Below are 13094 nucleotides of genomic sequence, written 5' to 3'. Positions count from 1 at the left end.
AGCTACCGCGATGCGTCTGATCCTCGCGTTGTTGCTGGCCATCACCGGCGGCACGGCCACCAACACCGCCACCACCGTGACCTACCAGTTCTCCTACACCGGCGCCCCCGCCTACACGCGCGTCTACGTCGACACCGACCGCGACGCCGCCACCGGCTTCGCCCAGGGCGGCGTCGGCGCCGACTACCTGCTGGAGAACGCCACCCTCTACCGGCACAACGGCGGCGGCTGGAGCTGGACCACCGTCAGGACCGTCACCCACAGCGCCACGGGCGGCACCGCCCGCTGGACCGTCGACCGCGCCGACCTCGGAGAGAGCGCCACACCCAACGACGCCGACCTGGTCTTCCAGACCGAGGCGCCGCTGGACACCTCCGCCAGGCTCACCCACGTCTACTCGGGCGGCGGCTCCGGCGCCACGGTCACCTACAGCCCGTCCACCGCGGCGTTCGCCAACCCCGACCGCGGCTTCTACCACCACACAGGAGACTGCGACAAGAACGACTTCTCCCAGGCCACCCTGCAGGACTACCGGGCCGGCCAGCACATCTCGCTGGTGATGTGCGTGTTCTACCTGGCCGAGTATCGCAACGCACCCATCGGGCAGGCGGCGCTCGACCAGCTCCAGCAGCAGCTGACCACCGTGCGCGCGGCGGGGCTGAAGATGATCCTGCGCTTCGCCTACACCGCCGCCACCGACGGCGCCGACGCGCCCAGGGACCGCGTCATGGCCCACCTCGACCAGCTCCGGCCCATCCTTCAGGCCAACGCCGACGTCATCCACGTCATGCAGGCGGGCTTCATCGGCGCGTGGGGCGAGTGGTACTACACGCAGAACTTCGGCAACGCGGGCGTCGTCAGCGCCGCCGACTGGGCCAACCGCAAGGCCGTCACCGACAAGCTGCTGAGCGTCCTGCCCGCGAGCCGTACGGTGCAGCTGCGCACGCCCGCGATCAAGCGCACCATGTACGGCACGGCCGCGCTGACCCCCGGCCAGGCGCACAACGGCAGCGCGGTGGCCAGGCTCGGGCACCACAACGACTGCTTCCTGGCCAGCCCGGACGACTACGGCACCTACACCAACCCCGCCGTGGAGTACCCCTACCTGGAGGCCGAGACCGCCCACACCTCGATGGGCGGCGAGACGTGCAACCCCAACTCGCCGCGCTCCGACTGCCCGACGGCGGTCGGCGAGATGTCGCGCTTCCACTGGACCTACCTGAACACCGACTACCACCCCGGCGTGCTGGCCGGTTGGTCGAGCTGCATGGCCGACGTCACCCGCAAGCTCGGCTACCGCCTGGCGCTGCAGAGCGGCACCTACCCGGCGACGGCGGCCAGGGGCGGCGCGCTGCCCGTGAGCATCACGATCAGGAACGAGGGCTGGGCGGCACCGGTCAACCCGCGCGGCCTGGACCTGGTGCTGCGCGGCAGCGGCGGGACCTACCGGCTGCCGCTGGGCGCCGACCCGCGCACCTGGCTCGGCGGCACGACCACGACGGTCTCGCGCACGCTGACGGTGCCGGCGTCGATCCCCGCCGGATCGTACACGCTGCTGCTGTCGCTGCCGGACCCGCAGCTCGGCTCCCGGCCGGACTACGCCGTCCGGCTGGCCAACACCGGCACGTGGGAGGCGGGCACCGGCCTGAACAGCCTGCTGCACACCATCACGGTCAGCTGACCGCGGTGCCCCGTTTCACCTGGCTGTAGTCGACCTCCGGCAACCGGGTGACGCTGCTCGCGCCGACCTGCAGATAGGTCAGCTCGGGCGGCTCGCCCGCGATCGGGGGCACGGCCAGGCTCGCCTGCCAGCCCTGGCGCCCGTCGGTCTCGAACGGGCGCCAGGCCAGCAGGAAGGCGGGGTGCCCGCTGTAGAGCACCAGCGGCGGCAGGCGCAACGGCTCGGCGCCGTCCCTGGGCACCCCGGTGTAGTCGGCGCCCGGCAGGCTGGCGAAATCGGCGGCGGGAGCCCATCGGTAGTTGTGCCCGTGGACCAGTTCGCCGCGCACGTCGCGGCTGGACTGCGGGATGGCCAGCCGGCCCTCCCATGACTCCTCGCGACGCCAGGCGAGCAGGAACGCGGGGGTGTTGCCCTGGAAGAGAACCAGGGGCGGCATCTGTAACGGTTCCACGGGCAGGAGATTAATCTCCGCCACCGACAAATCCTTCGGTGTTGAGCAGCACCACCGTGGCCTCCGGTCCGAGGTCGAGCCGCCGGCGGGCCGCACGCAGCCCGGCCAGGGCCGCCGCGCCGCACGGGCCGGCCGAGATCCCGAGCGCGCCCAGGTCGCGCACCGCCCGCAGGCTGTCGTCCTCGCCGACCGCGACCGCGGCGTCCAGGCCGTCGCGCAGGTACGGCCAGGCCAGGCTGGAGACGGTGCCGCAGTTGAGGCCGGTCATCACGGTGAACCCGGTCTCCACGGTGACGGGTTGGCCCGCCAGCAGGCTCGCCAGCACGCAGGCGGCCGACTCCGGCTCGACCGTCATCAGCGCGGTGCGTCCTGGTCGGCCCCGGTAGTGGGTGACGGCGGCCTGGGTCAGCGACCCGACACCGGCCGGGACGACGACCAGGTCGGGGTCGGGGACCTCGTCGTCGATCTCGGAGAAGAGGGTGGAGTAGCCCTCGACGATCCAGCCGGGGATGCGCTCGTAGCCGGGCCAGGCGGTGTCCTGGACGACCACGGCGCCCTCGACCCCGGCCGCCTGCCGTACTGCCTCGTCGTAGGAGCCGTCGACGCGCCGCACGGTGGCGCCCTCGCCCTCGATGGCGGCGACGGCCTCCTCGGGCACGCCGCCGGGGATGAGGATCTCGGCGGTGTGGCCGAGCAGGCGCGCCATGCGGGCGACCGCGCGGCCGTGGTTGCCGTCGGTGGCGGTCACCAGGTGCGCCCGGCTGCCCGCCGGCACGGCGCGATGGATGGCCCACGAGGCGCCGAGCACCTTGAAGGCGGGCAGGCCCAGGCGCCGCGACTCGTCCTTGACCAGCACGCGGCCGAGGCCCAGTTCGGCGGCGAGGGCGGGCACGCCGGTCAGCGGGGTGGGGGCGTATCCGGGCAGGTCCCGGTGGAAGGCGCGCACGTCGGCGGGTGCGGGCTCGCACCTCCAGTCACGGGCGTCAGGGCGGACGTACACCGTCCCAGGGTGACATAGGTTGGTCACCTAGCGCCCCTTAGGTTAGCTTTGCCTAAGTTCAACCGTTTCGTGAAGGAGTCCGTGTGCTGCGGCAGGCGATCGGCGGCCAGCGGGGCGCCGTCATTCTCGGCGCGTTCCTGCTGGCCCTCCACCAGGCCACGGAGGCGCTGATCCCGGTCCTGATCGGCGTCATGATCGACGAGACCGAGCTGTCGTCGCTGCTGTCGTGGCTGGGCGTGCTGGCCGGCGTGTACGTCGTGCTGTCCTTCAGCTACCGCTTCGGCGGGCGCATCGCCGAAGGCTCGGCCGAGCGTGCCGCCCACGACCTGCGCCTGCGGGTGGTGCGCCGGGTGCTGCACGCGGGCGGCGGCGCCGAGGACGGCAGGCTGCCCGGCGCGCTGACCACCATCGCGACCGAGGACGTGCGGCGCGCAGGCGCGGTCAACCTGGTCGTCGCGGTGGCCGCGGCGGGCCTGTCTGGCCTGGCCGTCGGCACCGTCGTGCTGCTCAACACCTCGCTGCCGCTCGGCCTGCTGGTGCTGCTCGGCACGCCCGCCCTGGCCTGGCTCGGCCACCTGCTGGCCAAGCCGCTGGAGCGGCGCAGCTCCACCGAGCAGGAGCGCGCCGCGCACGCCTCGGGCGTCGCCGCCGACCTGGTCGCCGGGCTGCGCGTGCTCAAGGGCATCGGCGCCGAGCAGGCCGCCGTGGAGCGCTACAGGCGCACCAGCCGCGACTCGCTCGCCGCGACCATGCGCGCCGCGCGCGCCCAGGCGCTGCAGAACGGCCTGGTGCTCGCGCTGACCGGGCTCTTCGTCGCCCTCGTCGCCTACATCGGCGCCCGCCTGGCCCAGGAGGGCACCATCAGCCTGGGCCAGCTGGTCTCGTCCGTGGGCCTGGCCCTGTTCCTGATGGGGCCGCTGCACCTGCTGGCCTGGGTCAACAGCGAGCTGGCGCAGGCGCGCGCCTCGGCCGCCCGCGTCGCCGAGGTCCTCGCCGCCCCGCCCGCCGTCGCCCCCGGCTCCACGCCGGCGCCCTCCCCCGTCCAGGGCTCCGTACGGCTGCGCGGCGTGCGCCTGGGCGGACTCGATGGCCTCGACCTCGAGGTACGGCCCGGCGAACTGCTCGGCGTGGTCGCCCCCGATCCTGCGGCGGCCTCGGCGCTGCTGCACTGCCTGGGACGCTCGGCCGATCCCCTCGGCGGCGTCGTCGAGCTGGACGGCGTGGACCTCACCGGCGTCGACCCCGCGGCCCTGCGCGAAGCGATCCTGGTGGCCGCGCACGATGCCGACCTGTTCGAGGGCACCGTGTTGGAGAACCTGGGCGCCCACACCCCCGCCGCGCTCGCTGCCTCGGGCGCCGACGAGGTGATCGACTCGCTCCCCGAGGGCGGTCAGAGCCTGGTCGGCGAGCGCGGCAACAGCCTGTCGGGCGGGCAGCGCCAGCGAGTCGCGCTCGCCCGCGCCCTGGCCGCCGACCGCCCCGTCCTGGTGCTCCACGAACCCACCACCGCCGTGGACGCCGTCACCGAGGCGCGCATCGCCGCCGGGCTGCGGGAGGCGCGTCCCGGCCGTACCACCATCCTGGTCACGACCAGCCCCGCCCTGCTGGCAGCGGCCGACCGGGTCGTCCTGGTCGACGGCGGACGCGTCGCCGCCGACGCCACCCACGCCGAACTCGTCCACGAGAGCGACACCTACCGGACGGCGGTGCTGGCATGAGCGCCCCCGAGCGTCACCTGCTGCCCGTCGCCACCCCGGCGCGCACCCGCTCCGCCGTACGCGAGCTGGTCAGGCCGCACCGCCGCCTGGCGGTGTACGGCTTCGGCGTCATGGTCGTCGCCACCGCGACGGGACTGGCCACCCAGCCGCTGCTCGGCTGGGTCATCGACCTGGTCGCCGCGGGCGAGGGCGCGCTGCTGCCGCCCATCGCGCTGCTGGTCGTGGTCGCCCTGGCCGCCGGCGCGCTGACCGCGCTCGGGCTGGCCAAGGTCGCCCAGCTGGGCGAGACCGTCCTGGCCGAGCTGCGCGAGCACTTCGTCGCGCGGGCCCTGACCCTGCCGCTGGAGCAGGTGGAGCGGGCGGGCTCGGGCGACCTGACCGCGCGCGTCACGGCCGACGTCAGCAGGGTCGCCGACGCGGTGCGCAGCGCGCTGCCCGAGCTGGCCCGCTCGGCGCTCACGATCGTGCTCACACTCGGGGCGCTCGCCCTGGTCGACTGGCGTTTCTTCGTGGCGGCGCTGATCGCCGTGCCGGTGCAGGTGCTGACCGCCCGCTGGTACGTCCGCCACGCCGTACCCCTGTACGCCGCCCAGCGGACCGCCGCGGGAGCCCAGCAGCAGCAGTTGCTGGAGACCATCGGCGGCGCGCCGACGGTCCGCGCGTTCCTGCGCCACGACGAGCACCTCGGCCGTGTCGAGAACCGTTCGCTCGCGGCGGTCGAGCTGACCATGCGCGGCCTGCGCCTGGCGATGGGCTTCTACAGCCGCCTGCACATCGCCGAGTACGCCGGCCTGGCGGCCGTCCTCATCACCGGTTTCCTCCTGGTCCGCAACGGCCAGGCCTCGATCGGCGAGGCGACCGCCGCCGCGCTCTACTTCCACAGCCTCTTCGGACCGGTCAACACGGCGCTGGCGCTGCTCGACGACGCCCAGTCGGCGACCGCGGCGCTGGCCCGCCTGGTCGGCGTCACCGACCTGCCGCTCCCGGCGCCCGCCGCCCACGTCGAGCCGTCGGGCGAGGCCGCCGTCGAGGTGCGCGGCCTCGGCCACGCCTACGTGACGGGACGTCCCGTCCTGCACGACGTCGACCTGGTCGTCGCGGGCGGCGAACGGGTCGCCCTGGTCGGCGCGAGCGGCGCGGGCAAGACCACCCTGGCCAAGCTGATCGCCGGCCTGCACACCCCGACCGGCGGCAAGGTCGCCGCGCGCGGCGTCGGCATGGTCACCCAGGAGGTCCACGTGTTCGCCGGGCCGCTCGCCGAGGACCTGCGCCTGGCCGGGCCCGACGCCACCGACGACGAGCTGCGCCGGGCGTTGTCGCTGGTCGGCGCGCTCGACTGGGCGCAGGCGCTGCCCGACGGCCTGGCCACCGTCGTCGGCGAGGGCGGCCACCGCCTCACCCCCGCCCAGCGCCAGCAGCTCGCCCTGGCCCGCCTGATCCTGGCCGACCCGGAGGTCGCCGTGCTCGACGAGGCGACCGCCGAGGCGGGCAGCGCCGGCGCGCGGGTGCTCGAACGTGCCATCGACCGGGCGTCGGACGGCCGTACGACCCTCGTCGTCGCCCACCGCCTCACCCAGGCCGCGTCGGCGGACCGGATCGTGGTCATGGACGGCGGCCGCGTCGTCGAGACCGGCACCCACGCCGAGCTCCTGACCGCGGGCGGCCGCTACGCGGCGTTGTGGCGCGCCTGGTCGGACGGGCGCTCCTGAGCAGCCGGGTCCGCGGCGTTCTGGCCGCTTGGCCGGACGGGCGCTCCTGAGCAGCCGGGTCCGCGGCGTTCTGGCCGCTTGGCGGGACGGGCGCTCCTGAGCAGCCGGGCGCCGTCGGCGGGAATTCCGATTGATCGCCCGCCGCGGCCGATGTCACCCTTTCGCCATGACCAACGACGAGATGCGCATGATCGAGGAGAACGTGCGCCTGGCCATCGACGAGCTCGGCCCCCTGAGCGACGTGGACTTCGGGCTCAACGCGCCCTCCGTCGCCTGGGTCGAGGGCTTCATCGACCGCCAGCGGGAGCGCCCCGACTTCGACCCCGAGCGGATCGACGGCCTCGTCGGCGTGCTCGGCTCCTTCCTGGGCGCCTGCCTCGTCGAGGCCGCCGGCGGCGCGTGGCACCACACCGGCGACGACGGCTGGGGTGTGCGCTTCCCCAACAACGCCGTCGCCTTCCCCTTCACCAAGGTGCGCAAGCAGTTCCTCGACGGGACCGAGGGCGGCGAGTCGATCTCCGGCTTCTACCGGATCGCCGTCGACTTCCTGGCCACCGGCAGGCTCGGCTCAGCGGGGATGTGACCCGCGCGGCAGGAAGCGGGGAGCGCACTGGGCCAGCACCTCGCGGAAGGGGTTGGCCCAGCGCCGTCTGCGGTGGGAGTAGACCAGGCGCAGGACGAAGGGCAGCATCGTCAGGGCGGCCATCAGCCCGCCGCCCGCGTTGAAGCCTAACGAATCGGTCATCGTCGACACGGCGAACCAGAACCAGCCGAAGGCTCCCGCCAGCCCGCCGATGACGAAGAACACGAAGCCGAGCACCGTCTCGACTCTGAAGAGGCTTGCGAGGAACGCGAACGTGCCGGCGAGCGTCAGCGCGGGCAGCCAGGAAGGGGTGACGGGCATGGAGCCGGTCATGGCGCTCAGCAGCCCGTAGCCTCCCATCCCGGCGACGACCAGCGACAGGACGACCACGGAGGCGATGGAGGCCCGGCGCAGCGCCCTGGGTTCTGGCCGCTCGACGGCCAGCAGCTTCCACTGGTCCAGGCCCCAGCCCTTGGGGAAACGGCCCAGCATGGCCGCCTGCGCGTGCCACTCGACGGAGCGGAGCACGGCCTTGGTGGCGGGGAGCATCGTCATGCGGAGCACGAGCTGGGTGGACAGGCGCCGCACGGCGTTCGCCACGTCCTGGTCCTCGCCGTGGCGCTCGGTGACCTCCGCCAGCGCCACGAGTGCCATCTGCGTGTCGTCACGCCCGGTCAGCAGGGGCTTCGTGCGCACCTGCGACAGGACCATCAGCGTCGCCCGCTTGGCGTCGTCGGCGAGCGGCGCCTTCGACACGGTGCCGACGCCGGGTGTGCGGTCGAGGGCCATGACCGCCAGGGCCACGGGCGGGAAGATCGGCAGCAGCCCTTCCGGCCGTGCGCCGGGGGCGTCGGCGCCGCCGAGGGCCCGGACCACCTCCTCGAAGACCGCGCGCAGGCGCGGCGACCAGTCGTCGCGGTACGGCTCGCTGAGCACGGAGGTGGGGGCGTGGTCACGCTGGGCGTTGAAGCCCGCCCGCACGTCGTCGCGGTTGAGGCGGACCGCCAGCCACCAGGCGGCGCGGACCTTGCGCGACTCGGTCACGAGCAGCGCCAGCGCCTCGGCGGCGGCCGGGGTGCCGATCCAGCCCAGCTCGTCGATCGCCCAGTCGGTGCCGACCCTGAGGAGCTCGGGCACCGCGAGGTCACCCATCGAGCTCAGCGCCTCCCGCGCGGCTCCCGACTCCTGTGCGGCCGCGACGATGGCGCTGAGCGCCCCGGGGCGTCCCGAGGCGGCCAGCGCCATGTAGGCGGTCTGGTCGCCTGGGTCGGCGGAGGTGAGGCGCAGCAGCTCGGTGAACGCCCGGTTCCCGCGCGGGCTGTCGATGGCCGCCAGCGCGCCGAGCGCCTTCACCGCCGGATCGGGCAGCGGCACACGATGCCTGACCTGTGCCAGGAAGCCGTCGATGACGGCTTCGGCGAAGCCGGACTCGACCCGCGTCGCCTCGGCCAGGCAGCGCAGCACCAGGACGTGGGAGTCGGTGTCGGCGTAGAGGTCGCGCAGCAGCCAGGTGCAGTCGTCGCTGACCACCGCGCACCAGATCCGCACGACCTCGTGCCAGGCCGCGGGGGCCGCCCGGTATCGCTCCGCCAGCTCCTGGCCGCGCTTCGACAGTTCAAGGGCGGCCAGGTACTCCTGCAGGGTCAGGTGCCTGAAGGCGTAGACGCCCTCGCCCGAGGCGAGCCGGATGAGCAGCCGGCTGCGATCCACGATCTCGTCGACGAGCGCCGCCGCCTGGGCGGGGTCGAGGTTGAAGTCGCCGGCCTCGGCCCGCACGAGCGCCAGCAGGTCACGGTGGCCGATGGTGCGCCCGTCGCCGCTGCTCATCAGGTGCAGCGCCAGCCGCCGCAGCACCGCCAGCTTCACCGGGGAGTCGAAGCGCGTAGCGCCGCCCAGGCCGCGGGCGGCGTCGCGGCGCAGCAGGTAGGAGACGGCCAGCTCGTAGAACTCCGAGCGTGACCTGGGCAGCCTCTCGGCGCGCTCGCCGAAGACGCCTTCCAGGAACAGGTAGGAGATCATCGTGAGCAGCATGGGGCTGCGGGCCAGTTCGAGCACCGCGTGGCCGGCGTGCAGCGCGGCCCGCAGCCGGTCGGCGCGCTCGCCCGCGCCGACCAGGTGACGCAGCAGCACCCTCAGCGCGGCGTCGTCGAGCTCGACGACCTTGACGGGCGCGCCGAACTCGGCGGCCAGCTCGCCCTGGTATACCGACTCGCGGCAGGTGACGACCATCGGGCAGTCGGGGTGGTCGCGGGCCAGCTCACGAAGCTCGGCCAGGACGGCGGGCAGGTGGTCGCGGCCCACCTCGTCGAGCCCGTCGAAGTAGACGCGCAGCCGCCCGTCGCCGAGCGCCTCGCGGACCTGCTCGGTGGTGACCGGGTGCCGCCCGCCGCTGAGGGAGCGCGTCAGCAGGTCGAGCAGGGTCAGGGCGCCGAACTGGTGCAGGTCGGCCAGGACCGGGACGCGGCGGTCGCGTCGCGGCTCGCGGGCCCAGCCGAGCATGAGGTGCTTGAGCAGCATCGACTTGCCCGCGCCGGGCTCGCCGACGACGATCGTGCGGGTGCGGGTGGCCAGCAGCTGCTCCAGCTCGGCGCCGCGGCCCTCGCTTTCGTACCGCACCGGGACGTAGACCTCCTCGACCGTCACCGGGGCGTCGTCCTTGCGGAAGCCCATGGTGTGGGTGCCGAAGGCGTGCCGTACGGCGCAGGCGTAGGAGCGCAGCGCGCGGCGCCCGAACAGGCCGCCCTGGCGGGGGCGGCGCACCAGCCGGTCCAGGGTGCGCTTGCCGAGCTCCTCCACGATGCCGCCGGTGAACTTGTCGAGCACCCACAGCAGCAGGAACAGGCCTAAGATGGCGCCGCCGTACGGGAGGAGCTGGCTGGTGTCCATGCCTCCAGTTCTATCGGGCTCGTGATCTCCACAACAGCCAGACGAAGTAAGGCGTCCCGAGCAGTGCCGTGACGAGTCCCGCCGGCACCTGCGCCGGAGCGATTACCGTACGGCCCAGCGTGTCGGCCAGGCTCACCAGCAGCGCCCCCAGCAGGGCTGCGACGGGCAGCAGCCGGGAGTGGCGGCCGCCGACGAGTGCGCGGGCGGCGTGCGGGGCGACGAGCCCCACGAAGCCGACCACGCCGACGGCTCCGACGGCGGTGGAGGTGAGCACCACGGCGCCGCCGAGCGCCGCCAGCCGTACCAGTTCCAGGGGCACGCCGAGGATGCGCGGCGTCTGCTCGTCGAGCGCCAGCAGGTCGAAGTCGCGCCGCAGCAGGTAGGCGAGCGGCAGGAACAGCACCAGCGCCAGCGCGACCGGGATGAGCTGGGCGGGGATGCGGCCGTAGGTCGAGCCTGACAGCCACGTCAGCGCCTTGGCGGTGTTCCACGGGTCGGACTTGACGATGATCAGCACGGTGACCGCGGTGAAGAGGGCCTGCGCGCCGACGCCCATGAGCAGGAGCCGGTCGGAGCTGAGCCCGCCCTTCCACGACAGCAGGTAGACCAGGGCGAAGGCGGCGAAGGCGCCCGCTCCCGCGGCCATCGACAGCCCGCCGATGCCGGCGAGCGGCACCAGCGTGAGCAGGCCGACGGCGCCCGCGCCCGCTCCGGCGGTGATGCCCAGCACGCTGGGCTCGGCCAGGGGGTTGCGGCACACCGCCTGGATGGTGGTGCCCGCCACGGCCAGGGCGGCCCCGGCCAGGATGGCGGCCAGCACGCGCGGGTAGCGCTGGTCGAGCACGTAGGTGAGGGCCTTGCCCGTACGGCCCTGCAGCCAGTTGGTCACGTCGCCGCCGAGCAGCCAGGTGTCGCCGAGCAGCATCCCGGCGAAGGCGGCGGCCACCAGGAGCGCGGCGCAGAGCGAGACGATGACCAGGAAGCCCGTGCGCGAGCGGTGCCCGGTGCGCACGGTCGGAGGCTGGCGGGTGGGCCCGGCGTCGCGGTGGCGCCGGGCCAGCCACATGAGGACGACCGCGCCGATCATGCTGGTCACCACGCCCGGCGGGATGTCGACGCCCGCCTGACCACCGAGGACGGCCCGCAGGATGATGTCGGCGGCGAGCATGATCGCGACGCCGGCGAGCCCGGACAGCGGCAGCATGACGCGGTGGCGGTGCACGCCCGGCAGGATCCGGCCGATGAGGCGGACGATCACGGGGGCGCACAGGCCCACGAAGCCGATCGGTCCCGCCACGGTCACCGCGGCGGCCGACAGCAGGACGGCCAGCAGGGTGACGGTCAGGCGCAGGTTGCGCACGTTGACGCCGAGCACCGCGGCGGTGTCGTCGCCGAGGCCGAGGATGTCGAGGCGGGGCCCGAGCAGCATGGCCGTCAGGAGGGCCAGCAGGATGAGCGGGCCCATCTGGGTGACGGCGACCAGGTCGCTCTGGGTGAGCGAGCCGCTGCCCCAGGCGAACAGGCCGGTGGTCTGCTCCTCGAAGAGGATCATGAGGAGGGTGGCCAGCGAGCTGAAGGCCAGGGAGGCGGCCGAGCCGGCCAGGATGAGCCGGGTGGTGCCGGTGCGCCCGCCGCCCGACAGGGCCAGCACGAGCGCTGCGGCGGCCAGGCCGCCGAGGAACGACAGCCCGCCCGAGGGCAGGACGGGAAGGGCGATGCCCAGGGCGGAGGCCATGACGACGGCGAGGTAGGCGCCGTTGCTCACGGCCAGGGTGTCGGGCGAGGCCAGCGGGTTGCGGGCGATCGACTGCAGCAGGGTGCCCGCCGCGCCCAGGGCGACGCCCACGGCGATGCCCGCCAGCAGGCGGGGCAGGCGGGAGGCGACCAGGACGCTGAGCGTCTCCTGGTCGTCGCCGCCGAAGATCAGCCTGGCCAGGTCGGCCGCGCCCACGCTGGAGGTGCCCTGGGTCAGGTGCACGGCCGAGAGCACGACGACGGCGGCCAGGACCAGGGCGAAGGCCCCCGCCACGCCCAGCCCCCGCAGAGGGGTCATGGGTTCGACGGGGGCCTTGGCGGTGTCGATCACGCGGAGAAGGCCTTGACCAGCGCTTCGGCGTACTGCTGGCACGACAGCGGGCCGCCGAAGGTCCAGATGCCGTTGGGCAGCTTGGTGACCTGCTGCTTGGTCACGAAGTCGAGCGACTTCCAGATGGCGTTGTCCTTGAGGCCGTCGGCGAAGACGTCCTCGCCGTCGGAGGCGTTGTAGAAGAAGCGCACGTCCTGCTTCTTGAGCGCGGTCAGGCCCTCCACGTCGGTGGTGCCCAGGCCCCAGGCCGGGTCGACCTCGCCGGTCCAGGCGTTGACGAGGCCGAGCTCGGTGGCGACGTCGGAGACCAGCGCGCCCTTGCCGAACAGCCGGACGTTGACGTTGCTGCCTTCCTTCCAGCCGTCGGCCATGACGAACTTCTTGCCGGCGGCGCCGGCTGCGGCGAGCTTGGCCTTGCTGTCGGCGAGGGCGGCGTCGAAGTCGCCCAGGACCTTGGTGGCCACGTCGGTCTTGCCGACGGCGGTGGCGATCATGGTGAGGTCGTCGCGCATCCGCTGGAGGTTGCCCGAGGCGTCGCTGCCCTTGGCCACCAGGACGGGGACGAACTTCTCCAGCTGCTCGACGAGCGCGGCGTCGCGCTCGGACTCCATGACGACGAGGTCGGGCTGGAGGGCGACGATGGAGTCGACGCTGGGCTCCTGGCGGGTGCCGACGTCCTTGACGGAGGCGTCGAGCGGGGCGGAGGTCACCCAGGTGCCGTAGCCCTTGACGTCGGCGGCGCCGACGGGCATCACGCCGAGGGTGACGAGCATCTCGATCTCGCCCCACTCCAGGCCGACGACGCGGGTGGCGGGCTTGTCGAGCTTGACCTCGCGGCCGTGGCCGTCGGTGATGGTGATGGGGGTCGCGGAGGCGCTCGGGGCGGGGCTCGCGCCGGCCGCGGTGTCGACCGGGGCCTCGGTGGTGCCGCAGGCCGTCAGTGTCAGGGCGGCGGCGAGCACGGCCAGGAGGGAACGCAT

At 73.8% G+C, this 13094-nt stretch carries 9 protein-coding genes; 4 read left to right on the top strand and 5 right to left on the bottom strand.

Annotation, left to right across the window (positions count from 1 at the left end):
* Nucleotides 1-10 precede the first annotated feature (10 nt).
* Complete coding sequence (locus HNR30_RS06305) at nt 11-1681, top strand: DUF4832 domain-containing protein (protein ID WP_181608665.1); 1671 nt, start codon at nt 11-13, stop codon at nt 1679-1681.
* Here HNR30_RS06305 and HNR30_RS06300 read toward each other — a convergent pair.
* Together HNR30_RS06300 and HNR30_RS06295 are read right to left on the bottom strand one after the other, a co-directional pair.
* Nucleotides 1674-2132, bottom strand: a complete 459-nt coding sequence (locus tag HNR30_RS06300) for a hypothetical protein (RefSeq protein WP_181608664.1) — start codon at nt 2130-2132, stop codon at nt 1674-1676. The two genes, HNR30_RS06305 and HNR30_RS06300, sit on opposite strands and share 8 nt — an antisense overlap.
* A 10-nt stretch (nt 2133-2142) precedes the next feature.
* A complete protein-coding gene (locus HNR30_RS06295; RefSeq protein WP_312894265.1) occupies nt 2143-3132 on the bottom strand; it encodes a pyridoxal-phosphate dependent enzyme in 990 nt (329 codons plus the stop codon).
* 83 nt (nt 3133-3215) lie between these two features.
* Here HNR30_RS06295 and HNR30_RS06290 point away from each other — a divergent pair, with 83 nt between their 5' ends.
* From HNR30_RS06290 to HNR30_RS06280, 3 genes are all read left to right on the top strand, one after another.
* Nucleotides 3216-4850: an ABC transporter ATP-binding protein gene (locus HNR30_RS06290; RefSeq protein ID WP_181608662.1), complete on the top strand. Its 1635-nt coding sequence runs from the start codon at nt 3216-3218 to the stop codon at nt 4848-4850.
* Nucleotides 4847-6559 (top strand): ABC transporter ATP-binding protein, encoded by a 1713-nt coding sequence (locus HNR30_RS06285; RefSeq protein WP_181608661.1) that lies wholly within the window; start codon nt 4847-4849, stop codon nt 6557-6559. Before HNR30_RS06290 ends, HNR30_RS06285 begins: the two co-directional genes overlap by 4 nt.
* A gap of 166 nt (nt 6560-6725) precedes the next feature.
* Nucleotides 6726-7142, top strand: a complete 417-nt coding sequence (locus tag HNR30_RS06280) for a hypothetical protein (RefSeq protein WP_181608660.1) — start codon at nt 6726-6728, stop codon at nt 7140-7142.
* Here HNR30_RS06280 and HNR30_RS06275 read toward each other — a convergent pair.
* From HNR30_RS06275 to HNR30_RS06265, 3 genes are read right to left on the bottom strand one after another with little or no spacing between them, the layout of a single operon-like run.
* The gene (locus tag HNR30_RS06275) at nt 7128-10028 is read right to left on the bottom strand and encodes an NACHT domain-containing protein (RefSeq protein ID WP_181608659.1); all 2901 of its coding nucleotides are present in this window, start codon (nt 10026-10028) and stop codon (nt 7128-7130) included. The genes HNR30_RS06280 and HNR30_RS06275 overlap by 15 nt on opposite strands.
* A gap of 10 nt (nt 10029-10038) precedes the next feature.
* Entirely contained in the window at nt 10039-12114 is a 2076-nt protein-coding gene (locus HNR30_RS06270) for an iron ABC transporter permease (protein WP_312894264.1), read from the bottom strand.
* Complete coding sequence (locus HNR30_RS06265; protein WP_181608657.1) at nt 12111-13094, bottom strand: ABC transporter substrate-binding protein; 984 nt, start codon at nt 13092-13094, stop codon at nt 12111-12113. Before HNR30_RS06265 ends, HNR30_RS06270 begins: the two co-directional genes overlap by 4 nt.

The organism is Nonomuraea soli, assembly GCF_013761175.1.
Taxonomy (GTDB): Bacteria; Actinomycetota; Actinomycetes; order Streptosporangiales; family Streptosporangiaceae; genus Nonomuraea; species Nonomuraea soli.
This window is presented reverse-complemented; position numbering and strand designations above follow the sequence as displayed.